Source organism: Desulfuromonadaceae bacterium (genome assembly GCA_019429445.1).
Classification (GTDB): Bacteria; Desulfobacterota; Desulfuromonadia; order Desulfuromonadales; family JAHYIW01; genus JAHYIW01.
In genome coordinates, this window is sequence record JAHYIW010000005.1 from 82,495 (window position 1) to 97,847 (window position 15,353).

The window sequence follows — 15,353 nt, forward strand, 5'->3', positions numbered from 1 at the left end:
CGCTACTCATGGACACACCAGACACCACCAACTGGCGCCCCCTTCCCGCCGACCTTCTGCACCAGGACAGCTCCCCTTTCATCACCCGCCGCCAGGCACGTCTGCGCGTACTGGTTCTCTCCGCACGAATGATTCCACACTCAACCGACCGTTGTGAGCAAGGCTATCAATTACGTGTCCCGGCTGAACACTATGCTGAAGCACTCCGGCAACTGCAACTTCACAGCACTGAAAATCGTGGCTGGCCACCGCCCCTGCCCCTTCCTGCGGCCCCGGCAGAGGCCCTCCTCGGCACCCTGACAACACTTACCCTTGTCGGCCTGTTTTATGACCTGACTCTCCAGCAGATCAATCTTGCCGGGCATCATCCGGTGCACTGGAACAGTCTGGGCAATGCCCACGCCGACCTGATCATGAACGGAGAATGGTGGCGCGCCGTAACCGCACTGACCCTCCACGCCGATGGTTTGCACCTCTTCGGCAACGTGATAGTCGGCGGGATTTTCATCTTCTGGCTCGCCCGCGAATTCGGCAACGGTCTGGCCTGGACCTTGTGCCTGCTGGTCGGGACAACGGGCAATCTGCTCAACGCCTGGCTGCAACATCCAGCGCATCGATCAGTTGGTGCATCAACCGCCGTCTTCGGCGTTCTCGGCATCGTCACGACATACAATTTCCTGCGCTACCGCCACCACCTCGGCAGTCGTCAACTTCTTCCCTTTGCCGCCGGTTGCGCGCTTTTGGCGATGCTTGGCGTCGGGGAAGAAACCACCGATATCGGCGCGCATCTGTTCGGCTTCGGCAGCGGTCTGGTGCTGGGGGTCAGCGTCGGCCTGTGGTTTAAAAAACGCCAACGACCGAGCCCCTTAGTCAACACACTGCTGGCGGCAGGATGCTGGCTGACGGTGGTTGGTTGCTGGGCGCTGGCGTTGCTGCGCTGAGGCGGGGGGTTAATCCGCCGTGCAACGGAATCAGCCCGTCAACGTACCTCATGGTTTTAAACCGATGTACCACGTCCGGAAATGATAATCCCGTCGGGGCAACCCCCTGTGGTTGCCCTAAATCAGGGCGGCCACAGGGGGCCGCCCCTACGGTCACGTTAATTCCGTGGATTGGTTGGGCATGATTACAATTTGATCGATATTGACACCTGGATAATTCGCTGGTATGGCGTTCCAAACCATTTCAACCATTTCCCCCGCATCATTCAACCGCATTTCCCTGTCACGACATCCCCAAACAGGCATTCCCGGTTCTGGGTGCAAATGGTTACGAAATACGCACCAGCCTGGGAATAATCGTAACCCCGCAATCGTATAGAACGTCGATGGTGGATATCAGGACTGTATTTCATGACACTAATCCATTCTGCTTCAGCAACCGTTTTAATCTGTCTCCCGGTGCACACTCGATTGAAATCAACACGACCGCCGCAACGGTGAATCAGTGCCGGGGTAAAACGTAAAAGAAGACCGAGATAAAATGACAGAAACTGCCGACAAGAACCAGAAGGTGAAAGAGTGCGTGATTGAATTTTATCTGCTTGATGCTATAGAAAATCGCACCGAGGGTGTAAGCAATACCGCCGCTGAGCAACCAGAGAAAGCCTGAAAACGGGAAGTTACTCAGCAGCGGCTTGATCGCGAAAACAATGACCCACCCCATCAGGATGTACATGAGGGTCGAGATGATGTCATAACGTCCGGTATAAAACAGCTTCAGGGTGACACCGATCAGCGCAATGCCCCAGGTAACGCCGAACAGAATCCAGCCGATTGTGCCGTTGAGAGTGACCAGTGTAAAGGGGGTATAGGTTCCGGCAATGAGCACATAAATTGCCGCGTGATCAAAAATCTTCAGGCGGTGCCGCCGTTCCCGACTGGTCGCGGTGTGATAACAGGTTGATGCCGCATAAAGGATGATCAAACTTGCGCCGAACAGGCTGAAACTGACAATATGCCAGACTGTACCGTACAGCGCCGCAGCGGTGACTAATAACGCTGTTGCGCCGCAGCTCAGGATCAGGCCGAAGGCATGAGAAATAATATTGATTTTCTCTTCTCGCGGTGAGTATTGATGCGCCGATTGATCGTTTTTCATAACCTTTTTCCGGGTTGCGGGGTTCAGCTATGCTCTGCACCACTTGATGTAATCGCCCAAAAAATGGATGGCTAAGCAAAACCATCGAAGTTGATCAGCAATGCGACGGGGATAAAGGTGTCCAGCTCACTCACCGGGTGACCAAGCAACTTCGTCGTGAAACACCGAAAAAGCTGGATTTCGTTTGCATAGGTGGTGCGAAAATGCCAGCGCAGTTCGGTCATGAGCAGCGGGTCGGTCGCTGGAAAGTTACGCGTACACCAGCTGTCATCAAAGACTTCGCCACTGTGGTCAATATGCGGAATACCGTGTGAACGGCAGATCAGCGGTCGATATTCGTAAACCAGACATTGGTCAGCAACGAGCAACGGACATGGCGTCTCATCATCTTCCGGCATCTCGACCCACTCTTCGTCTGGGAGATGATTGAGGGTAAAGGGATGGTCGAAGCCGGGCCATTTGTCTTGCAACTGCGCCAGCCGCTCCCGCGCCTTAACCAGGGCGATTTCCTGCTGTGCAATGGAGAGCCGGGCGAAACCGGCTTGCAGCAGCCGGGCATCGAGCAAGGTAATGTCGAACAGCCCCCGGCAACAGGCGGAACAACCGCGAGAGCAGCGCACCTGATCAGCGGCCCGCGCCCGGGAGCGGGCGAACCAGATGTCGACGGTTTCGAGCAGCTGCTGATAACGGTTCAGAATCTCTTCCATAAGGCGTATTCCTGTATAATTGATACCAGCATGATGGTAATGCTTTGCCATCAACTACTGACTCATGAATGCCACAAAACGGGTTATTTAGTTGCCCTTCAATTTCAACAGCTCATCGTCCACACCTGTCATGCCGGTTCCGCAAAACCCGTCAAATACTATATCCCCCGGCTGCGTGTAGTGGAGGATGTAACGCATGATGGCTTTGTAAGGAACTTTCGTATGGTACGAATGTGCGTTGTATATTGGATCTTGTTTTCCTTCACTAACATCAGCCGCAAATGGCTCTCTGTGATAGTGGCGAGTGGTTAGTGGCGAGTGGTTAGAGACTTCTTTCTCGCCCCTCGCCACTCGTCCCTCGTCACTTTCTTTCCACGCTTCCCACTTGGCAATAAAGTCGGCTATCCACGGGTTCGGGCAGGCGGTGTAATACGGCGGATCACTCAGATTCAGGATGTCCTCGTCGCTGCCGATGGGAAAGCCTTCAATCTTGCGAAACTCCGGGTCGCGCAACCGTTCACGGAGGAGTTCTGTGAAGTGTTTGCGTCGCGCTTCATCGTTGGGGAATTCGATGCCCAGGCATGTGACCGGTTGCGGTTCTGTGTTCTGGGTTCCGTGTTCTGAGTTGAAAAGCTCGTCCTGTTTCATTTGTACTTGGCTCCCTTGAAATCGCTGTTCTGTAAATACCGCAACAGTCCAGCGATCATCCGCGCCGTTGCTTCGGTTTCCGAATAGAGTTTTTTGAATTGATCTTGGTTTATGTAGCCAGCGTCGAGGGCGACATAGAGCTGGGCTTGGACTTCGGATGCTGATCCTTTGGCGGTTGAAAGGAATTGCATGAACTCCTTGTTGCCGCCTCTGCCGAAGCCTTCAGCGATGTTGGACATGATAGAGACCGACGCTCTGCGGATTTGGTCTCGCAATCCGAAGTCTCGGGCAAATTGGCCGTCGTTTGACAGGGCGTAAACTGCCTTGGTCAGTGCGCGGGCCTTTTGCCAGGCTTCTATGTCCTCGAATCGCTGAAATACGCTCATTTCTGAATCGCCTTTAGTAAGGCCACGCCCTTGTCCGTGGTGCGGTACGCCTGCAATCGGCTTCGCGGCTTCTCCGCGATGGTCCGGACAAGTAGTCTGTCGTTCAGTAAGCGGTCGAGATAGTTGCGCTGGAAGGTTTCCCGATGCTTCATGCCTGTTATTTGTTGAATTTCAGCGCTTTTTTTCGGTTCCAGACAAGCGGACAGGATCTCGATGACCCAGTCTTCCACTTGTCCGGTGACTTGTCCGGTGACTTGTCCGGTGACTTGTCCGGTGACTTGTCCGGTGACTTGTCCGGTGACTTGTCCGGTGACTTGTCCGGTGACTTGTCCGGTGACTTGTCCGGTGCCGTCATCAGCAGCTTCTTTTTCCTGTAGATCGAGACGCTTCCTGATGGGCTCGGCTAGGGTAGCCGTATCGTCGTCGAGCGCCGCCAGCAGTCGCTGGCCAATGAGGAAGCGGATTGCCTCGTGCGCTTTTTGGAGGTTGCCTCCGGCCGCCATCGCGGCGTCGACCACTGTCACATTCTCCTGATCGGCCGCCAGCGCCAGCACCTCCGCCTGTTCCGGGGCTAGCCGCACGCCGAGGCTGGCCTGGAAACGCCGCATGGATTCCGTCATCAGAGGCACCTGACTCAGGATCAGCTGAAAGCTCTTGGCTGACTTGTCGTTCAGAATTTGCGGTGGGCGGAACCCCAGTTCGTGCCAGTTCCGCAGAATGGCTCGAATTCCGGTACCGGCCTGGTCACTGAGGCCGATGCGCCGGAAGGCGTTGACGATCAACGGATTGCGAATTTCCTTTTCGTTGGATTCCAGCAGTTGTGCTGTGGTCGCGAAGGCATCGCCGGGATTCCAGAACCGAGTCTGGTCGGTGAACCACTTGATGGATGCCTTGCGGTGGTGATCGCCGTAGTCCTGATGAATCAGCAGGTTGATCGCCGCTTCACGAAAGGCGATGTAGTCGGGCGGGTCGTCGTCGCGGCGCAGGGTTGTCGGATCGACTTTGAAGGGGTGCTCCGCAATGCGAGAGTATTTGGCCACCAGACCGCGCCAGGTCTTAAACAGGTTCTCCTCGAATACCATGCGGTCGTGCCAGCGCTCATCGGCAGACCAGCTTTCGAATCGGGTATCGATGCGCTGGTAATCCAAAACAGGACGGGGAAGCAGCGCTCGCACGCTGCGATCGGTGCCAAACATCAGGATGGCAGCCCGGGTCAGCGCCGGTTTGCCCGACTGGTGCACCGCAAAATTCCACTCCAATAGGAACTCCGTCGGATTTGATATCTGTCGTTGTTCCGGATTGCGTCGGAAGAACTGCTCCCGGTACCAGTCCAGCGTTTCCCGATCCACGTCCCTTTCGAGATTGAAGTCACAGGCAGCGCCGTCCCATGATTTTTCGGCGGCATCACGCAGGAAGCGCTGCAGCTCATTGTCCGTCATGCGTTCGTCGCGCGCCGCCCGGCGGAGAAAGCTGTCTCGCGGATTGCGGTTCAGATACACCGGCTTCTGGTAACGCCCGGCCTCCGGGATGAAAAACGCCAGGATCCGCTTGTCATCAAGCTCATACACATGGGGCTCGGCATGAACGATCTGATTGAGCTTTTGCCCGCCGCGCAGGGTGGTCAGGAAGGCATCCTGCACCCGGTCAAAGGCCTTTGGATCAACGCCGGTGACCTTGAGCTCGCCATCCTGTTCCGAGACGCCGAACAGCAACCAACCACCTTGCGTGTTGGCGAAGGCGCTGACAGTGGAATAGGCATCCTTGGGTACCTCTGATCGAGCTTTTTTGCACTCGAAATCCGTCCACTCGTAGCCCCTCAGCCGGGCGATCAGTTCCTCTCGGGTCATGCCTTACTCCACGACAATCCGAACCTTGGCCGGGTCCTTGCCCTTGGTGAGTTGATCAATGTACTCCTCAAAGCGTTTTTTCATCTCCGCCGGGGTGGCCGGGCCAGCGGTGACTTGCAGGGCCTGTTGCAGCTCCTGCGCCTTGACGGTGACCTTAACCAGGCCGGAGAGTACTTCCTTCAGGGCGTGAACGAAGTTGCTGTCCAGCGGCACCGGCAGTTCCTTCGATTTGATGAAAGCCTCCAGCGGTTCGCGGTCGTCGATCTTCAGCAGATCCATATTGGCCTGGGTGATCGGGTCCTCCAGGTTGGCGAGCAACGTCCTGGTCCAGTTTTCCAGCATCCTGTCGAGTTCGTCGTCCAGTGCGTTGAGCATGGCGGCGGCATTGCTCAAGTGCGTGGTGCGTGGTGCGTGGTGCGTGGTGCGAGGTTTCCGCACTTCGCACTCCGTACTCCGCACTCATTTCGGTCGCAGGCCGAAATTGGCAATGCGGGCAGATGGGCGAGGCGTCGAGGTTTTGCTCGGTCAGGGCAAAGCAGCTTTTCAGTCCAGCCAGGCGGTTCTGGTAATCGGTGAGCTGCTGCCGGGGCATCAGGTCGATACCAGCCAGTTTGAGCAGGGTTTGCAGGCGCTGGTCGTTGAGCAGTCCGGCCTTGCGCTTGTCGTCGTTCACCCCCAGCCGGGCGCGCGCGTGAAGTGAGATGTATTGGTTGATGTAATCGCGTTTGAGTTTCTTAAGTTTTTCGCCGACTTTGGATGATAGATGCGCGAGTTGTGGGTTCTGAGTTTTGAGTTCTGCGTTAATGGAATCCAGAACATCACTCCTGATCGCTTTCACTTGGTCAACCCAGAGATCCAGTCCCGATGGTTTTGACTCGGAACCCGTAACCCGGAACTCGGAACTGCGGCTTGCGGAGGCTTCCGCCGTAGCAAGCCAAGCTGCCGTCGGGCTGTGGTCCATGATGAACTCGCGCAGGGCGTCCAACTCATCCAGCGCCTTCACGGCCTTTTCGTGGGCCAGCACTTCGGGAGCGCTGTAGCGGAAGTTTTTCAGTTTGCCCGGCGAGGAGTAAGCCTGAAGACTTTCAAAGAAAGTCTTTGCGGCTTCCAGTTCTGAGTTCTGAGTTTTTAGTTCTGCGTTGTTTGAACCCTGAACTCCGAACCCAGAACGCTGAACCAAATCCAATCCCCAGAAGGAGAGCCCTTCGCGCAGGGTCTGCTGGGTCATGACGATGCGCTTGACGATCTTGCCCACCGCCTGCTGCAGGTTCTGCACCGGCTCGTCCTTGCTCTGGGTGACGAGCTGGGCCATGCCCGGCGTCATGCCGAGCAGTTCAAACAGCGCTTTGAGCGCGGGCAGGTTCCATTCCTTCGGCTGCTCCAGGTGCTTGAAGCGGACCAGTTCATCCATGCCGGTCGCGGCAAGCTGCTGCAGTCCGGTGGCGTCGAACTTTTTGCCCGGGATGGCGAGCACGATGTCGCCGGAGTAGACCAAGGCAGCCAAGATGACGGTCACCCATTCCGGCTCAAGCCGCGTGCCACCGGGGTTCATGTATTCGAGCCCGTGATCGTCCTGGATGATCTCGCTGCGGTTCACCACCTGGCCGTGGCCCTTGGCCTTGACGGCATCGAGGATGAACTTGATGAACTTCGCCTTGTAGGGGTCGATCTTCTCGCCGTCGAGCAGCTCCAGGGCGTCCAGCACGGCGGTGGCCTGCTTTGTTAGGGACGAGGGACGAGGGGCGAGGGACGAGTTGGCAAGATTCGCGATACCGCGCAAGGCATCTTGGGCCGCTTGCGCTCTGTTCCCAGCGGTGATCAGGACCGAGAAGAACGGGTAGTCCGGGGCCTGATCCTCGAAGTTCGGAGCCAGACAAACACCGGCGATGGTGTTGACCAGATCGCGGAAGTTGATGGTCTCGTGAGGCGACAGGCCGGACAGATCGCGGATGGATTTGCCCTTGGCCCATTCGGTCATGGACTTGGCGCGGCCCTGGTAGGTGACCTCAAAGGCATCGCTCATATGCTTCTGCAGCCACTGGACCAGCTTCTTCAGGAAGCCGTTTGCCTTTGATTCGTATGTGGCCTTGGCATGGCCCGATGAGGTGGCTGCAAGATCCAGGGCTGCCGCGTAGGATTTCAAGCTGTGCATGAAATCCTCAGGAGTTAGGGGCGAGGGGTTAGGGGCGAGAGAAGCACTGCTTTTGCTCGCCCCTCGCCCCTCGATACTCGCCCCTTTCAGATTCAGGCGCAGAAAGACCTCATCAGCGTTCTTCTCATCCTTAAATCTCGGACAATCAAACGGCGGCAAGAAGTAGAGGTAAAAGTCCCGCTGCGGCACGGCGGTGGAGCGCTCGTTCGGTGCCCCGAAAAAGAGGTAGCCGGAGCGGGCGGCTTTGTGCTCCTGCCAGACTAGTTCATGCTGCCAGATCTTGTAGCCGGTCACGTAGGTGGCGTCCTGGCATTCCATGACCCGCTTAAGCGCCTCGTAGTAGAAACGGTCGAGCTGAGCCTGACCCAGGCTTTCGGCCCGCTTGTCGATCAGGGCGTCGAAGTCGTCGGTCTTCTTCAGGTCGAGATAGAACTGGCGGTTGTCAGCATTGAAGGAGATGAACTGGCCGCTGACTGTCTTGTGGATCTCGCGCAGGACCGTTTCCACATGGGTCTGGAGATCCTTGTCGGGTTCGTCGCTACCCAGCTCGGCGATCAGCGGATCGAACAGACAGAGGCGGTCGCGCAGCTCCTCGGCGGATGCGCCCATGGGGGCATAGATGTCGCCAGTGGTAAGGCGGTGGACGGACAGAGCATGGATCAGGCGTAGCGCCATCGGCTTGTATTGTTTGCGGGTGATGGCGTTCTCGATGCGGGATTCCAGAACCTGGCTGCAATCAATGACTGCCCGGATTTCGGGAATGGCGCGGAACGAAGCGTTCTGCTTGAGGGTACCCCAATAGCTATCGAAGGCAACCAACCCTGGCGGGTTGCTTGCCAGGGGCGAGGGGTTAGGGGCGAGGGACGAGTCCATTTCCGGAACATCGTGACCAAGGATAGACTTCATCACATTTGAGAGGGTCTTGAGTACCTCGCGTTTTTCTACCACGGTTACGCGCTCGAAGGTGTCGATGTAATCGGGATGCACCGGGAAGAGGCGGACAAACTCGTCCATGCGCTCATTGAGCCCGCCGTAGTATTTGGCGAAAGGCATCAGATAGTCGCGGATCTTGGCTTGTTGCTCGGCGGTCTTCTTGAGCAGGCGCTCGGCCACGACGAATTTCACGTCGCTGCGGGCGATAAGGATCTGCTCGAAGCGGTCCTTCACCCGGCGGATGCTGTCGGCGACAAAGGCGAAGCGCGGGCTATCGAAAATGGCTTCCTGGACACCGGCCATAAAGCGGAAGCGCGACTCCTGGCAAAATTCTCCAAGAACTCTAAGAAACCCTAAATCTAGAATGATTGCATGGTCATCTCTCGATCGTATGTAATCAAGAAGCTCATCGACCAAAAACATTAGGCCTTGATCTGGAAATCGGGCCAGAAAAGCATCCATCATATCTTCGAGGACACGCTTGTGACTCAAGGTTTCATCTTGCGGGGGAAACTCGAATTCAATCCCCCATCTTGCAAAATGTTCCTCAATCTGTGCGCAAAAATAATCGCGCAAAGGCATTGTTACGGCATCAAGTTCGGTACGGATGACCATGAACCGCCCAGCAATCTGAGCGGCTGCATCGCGGACACCGGCGTGATTCAACCCTTCCAGCAGAGAGGCGTCTGCGGCAAGGCTGGAGAACACCGACATCAAGTGCGACTTACCGGTGCCGTAATTACCGACGACCAGCAGCCCCTTGTTATCGACCGGCTGGTCGAACTGCATCTGAGGAATGACAAGCTGCGTGAGCCGTTCCGCCATTTCATCGGAAATGACATAGGTGTTCACCAGGTGCTGCGCGGCGCTCGATTTGTCCGCGTCACGCAACTGAACGACCGACTCAATCGGGTCGAATTGGATAAGGTCTCCGTATTTCATGGGCGCTCCGCTTTAGGGGTGAGGGGCGAGGAGTTAGGGGCGAGCCTCGCCATCAGCCCATTGGTCATTTTGTTGATCTCCACTTGTAAATTCAGGATTGGTGTAAGTTGCTCTTCCGAGAGATAGCCAAGTCGTTGGGCAATCAACAGCTGAGTTTCAATTTCGCCAAGTGAGCCTTTGGCAATCGACAAAAAACGGAGAAATTCTGCTGTTGAACTTCTGGCATGGCCTTCAGCGATGTTGGAGGGAATCGAAATGGCCGCGCGACGCAACTGATTCGTCAAACCGTACAACTCTTCCTTTGGAAAAACCTTGGTCGCCTGATAAACCATCTCCACCAGATCCAGCGCCTTCTGCCAAACTGTCAAATCCTTGTAACTCTGTACACTCATATCTCGCCCCTCGTCCCTAAATCCTCGCCCCTGATTTCAACAATCAGGGCATCGACCGAGTCATAGCTGCGGTACTCGGGATGGCCGGTTTCGGCGTACAAAAGCCTCCCGGAATTCATGATTCCGTTCCACGAAGCCACCACGGCCCGATTTCTCGAAATGGACTGCAGCAGGCGCAAGGGGTCCTGCTGGAGATCCTTGTCGAAGAGGATCTCGAGATTATCCAGCACCACCGGTGCTTGAGCCTGGTCCGCGATCTGATCGAGGATGCCCGGCAACCGAAGCGACCGCTGCTTTGCCGTCAGCTCAAGCAGTTCGCCTGAAAGCGCCAGATTGACGTTGACGACAGATGAGCCGAATTCCTCGGCAATATCCCGAAGAACGCCGGTCTTGCCGGAACCGGTCTCACCCACCAGCAACACCAGACGGTGATACAAGCCTTCGGCTGCCTGTAGGGATCGTTTTATCTTGTCGTGAATCGGCTCGGCCATGGTCGCTCCTTATTGCTCGGTGCCCGGCTTATCGGATTTATCAGCCGCACCGCCGGAGCGGACCCATTCGTCCACTTCGTCTTGTTTGAACATCCAGCGACGGCCGACACGATGACCGGGCATGGCCCGTTGCTCGATCCACTTGTAGACCGTCTCGTTGCTTACATTCAGATATTTGCAAATGTCATCAACCGTCAGCCATCTCTCATCCATAGCTTTCGTCCTTCGTTCATCATAATTTCAGTAAAAGTCCGAAGGACTCCGGAAAACCCGAAATCCGGACGCAGAGCCGCAAATTAACCTCCATAAACTACATTGATGGATTGCCAAAATCAAGCGTTTTGTGCCGAATAGAGACGACTTTTCCAAAAAACGGCCTGATTGTCGTTGGTGATACGTTCGCCGTTCTGAGGCGCATACATGGTGTAAGTCCATACAGCACAGGCGATTTAACCCCTGGCGGAACAACTGCGGGATCAGCGGCCCGCGCCTGGGAGCGGGCGAACCAGCTGTCGACGGTTTCGAGCAGCTGCTGATAACGGTTCAGAATCTCTTCCATAAGGCGTATTCCTTTTAATTCATGTCTGTCTGATGGTATCGGTCAAGCCCCCGTGCGTCTAGTGAAAATATCTGCAAATTCTTTTCTGCTTGTCTGCCGGCCCGATCAAAGTTAAGTTAATGACGGTAGCTCGTCACCCGCACGAAAGGTACGGTGAGTCTGATGTCCGAAGTGAACCTGCTTTTTCAGCCTGTCAAATACTACTGCCGCAATACCGTTGCAAGCTGTGCGCATACAGATTCTGTATTGCAGGTCGCTGCGGCCATGCGTGAGCAGAAGATATCGAGCATGGTCGTCTGTGAAGCGTCGCAACCGATCGGCATCCTTACGGATCGTGATCTGCGTAACAAAATTGTGGCGGAGGGGATTGATCCGACAACCCTCAGCGCCGGCGAAATCATGAACAAGCCATTAATCACCGTCCCGGAAGATGCTTTTATTTTTGAAGCCCTGTACACCATTTCGCGCAACAATATTCACCGCGTCTGTGTCGTCGACAAGGATCATCGCCTGGTCGGAATCATTACCGATTCAGACATTTTGCAGTTGCAGACCCATTCACCGCAAAAGCTGGTCAGGGACATTGAAGAGGCACAATCGATCAATGAGCTGAAGGAGCGCCACCGCCAGATTCAGGGGTTGGTGCTGCATCTGATCGGCACCGGCGTCCCCACGCGTGATCTGGTGACGATGATCGCCCACCTCAACGATCAGTTGCTGCTGCGTTTGATTACCCTGCTGCGCACCCAGAAGTTTGCCAATGTGACCAATCGCTTTGCATTTATCGTCCTCGGCAGCGAAGGCCGCCGTGAGCAAACGCTGACCACGGACCAGGATAATGCCATTATTTACGCGGACGACTTGACTCCAGAAGAGGTAGACCAGGTCAAACTGTTTTCACATGCCTTGATCGATGCCCTGATCGATATCGGGGTTCCCGCATGTCCCGGCGGAATCATGGCGAAAAACGATCTCTGGCGACGCAGTCATGCTGCCTGGAATGCCATTCTGCAAAAATGGCTGGAGATGCCGACCCCTGAAAACATTCTGACCGGAAGTATGTTTTTTGATTTACGCACAGTTTATGGTGATCGCGGATTTGAGCGCGAGATCAAAGCGTGGCTGGCAACGCATTTCAGCAAAGACAAGCGGTTTCTTATGCATGCGGCGGCAAATGCCGTCCGCTTCAGGACGCCGGTCGGCCTTTTCGGCAGGATCAAGGTCGAACGTGAAGGAGAGCATCGGGGCAAAATCGATATCAAAAAAACCGGCATTTTCACTGTCACCGAGGGGGTCAAGGCATTGGCTCTTGAGGCCGGGGTTATGGAGGGGGGAACGATCGAACGCATTCAGGGGTTGGTCAAGGCAAGTGTTTTCAAGCAGAGTGTGGCCGATGACCTCGAAGCCAGTTACAATTTTCTGGTCTTTTTGCGCCTGCGCTGCCAGGTCGAGGCTCTGCGTGCCGGTCGCGAAGCAAACAATTACATCAGCATCGGCAGACTCAATCACATGGAAAAAGGGCGTCTGAAACTGGCTTTTGAAGAAATCAATAAATTTCATGAACTTCTCCGCAGTCATTTTATGCTGCAACTGTTACGTTAAACCTCTCCCCCCATCGTCGCCATTCGTCAAAATATTCACGCCGTCTGCGCAAATCAACAATCCAGCCTTTCACTACCGCAATTCTCCATCCATTTGATATACTGGCATGAATGGACACCAATGATGGATTAAAGCAATGACCGATGAACTCCTTAATTCCGTAATTCAACTGGAAAAGTGCATCCAGCAGCAGTTGCAAGCGGAGCAGAAAAAAGCCGAGCACTGGCTGGAGGGGGTACGCGCCGAACAGGACAAAATGCTTGCACATGCAAAAGATGAACTGATCAGGGAAGAGGAACAGGCGTTACTGGCTGCGCAAAAAAAATCCGCTCAAACTGCAATGACGCTGGTCGAGCGCGAAAATCGCTATTGCCAAAGCCTGGAAAAAATTGATCAGCGGACAGTGCTGATGATATTACGCCGCCAGTTGCAAAAAATTTTACCGGGGTACGCTGATGATCATCAAGATGTCAAAAATTGAAATTGTCGGGCCCAAGCAGCGCCTCCTGACGACCCTGGATCTGTTACGCGACAAGGGGGTTTTTCATCCTGAAGCTGATATTCACAGCTTCGTCTCGCGTGAAGATGAAGTCAACATCAGGGAATTATTGCTCGACGAAGCTACCGTTGGCGAAAAACTTTTTTTTGTATCATTGCACGAACGCATCTCCACCTTGCTGGCCTGTCTGCCCGACATCCCCTCCCGCACCAGTTACCTGCACCCCCTGCCGATCATCGATGTGCTGAACGAACTGGTCAAGAAACATCTGGTGATCTGTAAAAACTGGCAGAAAGAATCGCAGCAGCTGCAGGAAAAGGTCGAAAACCTCTCGCGCCAGTTACGTTTCTGGATGGTACTCGAACCATTGGTGGCTGAAGTCAGTGACAACTCCCAGCTGATCTTTTTCGGCATCACGATACGCAATCCGGCGGAGATTCCAGCTTTGCAAGCGCTGCTTGAAAAGCACTCACAGGGGCGGATCCGACTGACCACCGCAACCGTTGATGATGAATCGACTGTCGGTTTGATCACCACGGACCAGGAGATGGAGGAACCTTTACGGAAATTACTCGCGTCAGAGCAGGTTCCCGAGCTGTCCCTGCCCGAAGAACTGGCCGAGCTCCCCTTTCGGGAGAAAATTTCCGCCCTGGACAACCTCTATCAGCAGGCCCGGCAGCGCTTGACCACCCTCACCGCCGAGACAGAAACCTTTGCGCGGCGCTGGCTGCCGATCTATCGGCAATCTCTCGACTGGCTCGATGAACGCATCGCCCTCTATCAATCGACCGCCAGCGCTTACGAGACCCGTCAATGTTTTCTGGTTCACGGCTGGATGCCATCGGAAGACGTTGCAATGCTCCAGCAGCACCTGACCGAACACTTTCACGGGGAAGTTGTGTTGACTGTCAAGGAGATGTGCCAGGAGGATCTTGATCGGGTTCCGGTGCTGTTGCGCAACCCTCTTTATTTTAAACCATTTGAACTCTTTGCCCGACTGTTGCCCTTGCCCAGGTACAGTTCCTATGATCCGACCCCTTTTCTCGGTCTCTTTTTTCCACTGCTGTTCGGCATGATCCTCGGCGATATCGGTTACGGTGCGCTGCTGGCGCTGCTCGCCGGGCTGCTGATTTACTCTTGTCCCACCCACCCCAACGTCGTTGACGGAGCGAAAATCCTCGGCGCTTCCGCCGCGTATACCCTGGTGTTCGGGCTGTTGTTCGGCGAGTTGTTCGGTGATCTCGGCGAACGGGTCTGGCATCTGCAACCGTTGTGGCTTGAACGCAGTCAGGCGATTGTGCCGATGATCGCCTTTTCGATTTCCGTCGGCGCCGCCCATATTCTGTTCGGGCTGGCGCTCGGCATCCACTACGACTGCAAACGTCATTTGCAACGCGAGGCGTTGGTGAAAAGCATCACTTTGCTGCTGATCATCCTTGGCGGGATCTGGTTGCTCGGTTTTCAGTTCCTCGACCTGGGCAAACTGATGGTGCCACTTTTAACCGCCATTCTGTTGCTCCTGCCGGCGCTGATTGTCGTTGGCGGTCTGCTGGCCCCCCTGGAGCTGCTGAAAAGCTTCGGCAACATCGTTTCCTACGTGCGTATCATGGCCATCGGCCTGTGTTCAGTGATGCTGGCACAAATCGCCAACCAGCTGGGCGGGATGAGCGGCAATGTTTTTGCCGGTATCCTGGTCGCCGGGGTCCTGCATTTTTTCAACCTGCTGCTCGGGGTCTTTGCTCCGACGGTACATGCCCTGCGTCTGCACTATGTCGAATTTTTCAGCAAGTTTCTGGATCTGGGGGGACAACAGTTCAAACCGCTGCACCGTAAAAACAGCGGTTCACATAAATAGATCAACCTGCAAAGGAGGAATTTTTATGGAAAAAGTATTGATGGCTTTTGCTGCCGCTTTGGCAGTAGGACTCCCCGCCCTGGCAACCGCCTGGGCCCAGTCACGCATTGGCTCGGCCGGAGCCGGAACCCTGGCGGAAAAACCTGAGTTGACCGGAACAATCATCATCCTGCTGGCGATTCCCGAAACCATGGTGATTCTTGGTTTTGTTGTCGCGGCAATGATTCTGGTGCTCTGAAT

Annotated in this window: 16 protein-coding genes; 5 read left to right on the forward strand and 11 right to left on the reverse strand. The window is 55.2% G+C overall.

Annotated elements, in window-relative coordinates:
• Window positions 1–8 precede the first annotated feature (8 nt).
• Window positions 9–941 (forward strand): rhomboid family intramembrane serine protease, encoded by a 933-nt coding sequence (locus K0A93_02925; protein ID MBW6511058.1) that lies wholly within the window; start codon window positions 9–11, stop codon window positions 939–941.
• Window positions 942–1,443: 502 nt separating this feature from the next.
• On the opposite strand, the gene K0A93_02930 is transcribed toward K0A93_02925, so the two are convergent.
• The 11 genes from K0A93_02930 to K0A93_02980 form a co-directional block, all read right to left on the reverse strand.
• The gene (locus K0A93_02930) at window positions 1,444–2,100 is read right to left on the reverse strand and encodes a hemolysin III family protein (GenBank protein ID MBW6511059.1); all 657 of its coding nucleotides are present in this window, start codon (window positions 2,098–2,100) and stop codon (window positions 1,444–1,446) included.
• A gap of 71 nt (window positions 2,101–2,171) precedes the next feature.
• Window positions 2,172–2,807, reverse strand: coding sequence for a YkgJ family cysteine cluster protein (locus tag K0A93_02935; protein ID MBW6511060.1), 636 nt, complete (start codon window positions 2,805–2,807; stop codon window positions 2,172–2,174).
• An 87-nt stretch (window positions 2,808–2,894) separates the two neighbouring features.
• A complete protein-coding gene (locus tag K0A93_02940; protein MBW6511061.1) occupies window positions 2,895–3,455 on the reverse strand; it encodes a site-specific DNA-methyltransferase in 561 nt (186 codons plus the stop codon).
• Window positions 3,452–3,841: a four helix bundle protein gene (locus tag K0A93_02945; protein ID MBW6511062.1), complete on the reverse strand. Its 390-nt coding sequence runs from the start codon at window positions 3,839–3,841 to the stop codon at window positions 3,452–3,454. Before K0A93_02945 ends, K0A93_02940 begins: the two co-directional genes overlap by 4 nt.
• The gene (locus tag K0A93_02950) at window positions 3,838–5,688 is read right to left on the reverse strand and encodes a putative DNA binding domain-containing protein (GenBank protein ID MBW6511063.1); all 1,851 of its coding nucleotides are present in this window, start codon (window positions 5,686–5,688) and stop codon (window positions 3,838–3,840) included. The genes K0A93_02945 and K0A93_02950 overlap by 4 nt, the downstream gene beginning before the upstream one ends.
• Window positions 5,689–5,691: 3 nt before the next feature.
• Entirely contained in the window at window positions 5,692–5,901 is a 210-nt protein-coding gene (locus tag K0A93_02955) for a hypothetical protein (protein MBW6511064.1), read from the reverse strand.
• Complete coding sequence (locus tag K0A93_02960; protein MBW6511065.1) at window positions 5,843–9,715, reverse strand: hypothetical protein; 3,873 nt, start codon at window positions 9,713–9,715, stop codon at window positions 5,843–5,845. The genes K0A93_02955 and K0A93_02960 overlap by 59 nt, the downstream gene beginning before the upstream one ends.
• Window positions 9,712–10,107, reverse strand: coding sequence for a four helix bundle protein (locus K0A93_02965; protein ID MBW6511066.1), 396 nt, complete (start codon window positions 10,105–10,107; stop codon window positions 9,712–9,714). Before K0A93_02965 ends, K0A93_02960 begins: the two co-directional genes overlap by 4 nt.
• On the reverse strand, window positions 10,104–10,598 hold the full coding sequence (brxF, locus tag K0A93_02970; protein MBW6511067.1) for a BREX-3 system P-loop-containing protein BrxF: 495 nt from the start codon (window positions 10,596–10,598) through the stop codon (window positions 10,104–10,106). The genes K0A93_02965 and brxF overlap by 4 nt, the downstream gene beginning before the upstream one ends.
• A gap of 9 nt (window positions 10,599–10,607) precedes the next feature.
• Complete coding sequence (locus K0A93_02975; GenBank protein MBW6511068.1) at window positions 10,608–10,811, reverse strand: helix-turn-helix domain-containing protein; 204 nt, start codon at window positions 10,809–10,811, stop codon at window positions 10,608–10,610.
• 97 nt (window positions 10,812–10,908) lie between these two features.
• The gene (locus K0A93_02980) at window positions 10,909–11,157 is read right to left on the reverse strand and encodes a hypothetical protein (protein ID MBW6511069.1); all 249 of its coding nucleotides are present in this window, start codon (window positions 11,155–11,157) and stop codon (window positions 10,909–10,911) included.
• 162 nt (window positions 11,158–11,319) lie between these two features.
• Between K0A93_02980 and K0A93_02985 the strand changes: the two genes are divergently transcribed.
• The 4 genes from K0A93_02985 to K0A93_03000 all read left to right on the forward strand — a co-directional run bounded on the left by K0A93_02985 (window position 11,320) and on the right by K0A93_03000 (window position 15,351).
• Entirely contained in the window at window positions 11,320–12,759 is a 1,440-nt protein-coding gene (locus K0A93_02985; protein ID MBW6511070.1) for a CBS domain-containing protein, read from the forward strand.
• 136 nt (window positions 12,760–12,895) lie between these two features.
• Window positions 12,896–13,240: a hypothetical protein gene (locus K0A93_02990; GenBank protein MBW6511071.1), complete on the forward strand. Its 345-nt coding sequence runs from the start codon at window positions 12,896–12,898 to the stop codon at window positions 13,238–13,240.
• Entirely contained in the window at window positions 13,227–15,113 is a 1,887-nt protein-coding gene (locus K0A93_02995; GenBank protein MBW6511072.1) for an ATPase, read from the forward strand. The genes K0A93_02990 and K0A93_02995 overlap by 14 nt, the downstream gene beginning before the upstream one ends.
• A 25-nt stretch (window positions 15,114–15,138) precedes the next feature.
• Window positions 15,139–15,351: an ATPase gene (locus K0A93_03000; GenBank protein ID MBW6511073.1), complete on the forward strand. Its 213-nt coding sequence runs from the start codon at window positions 15,139–15,141 to the stop codon at window positions 15,349–15,351.
• The last annotated feature ends 2 nt before the right edge of the window (window positions 15,352–15,353 follow it).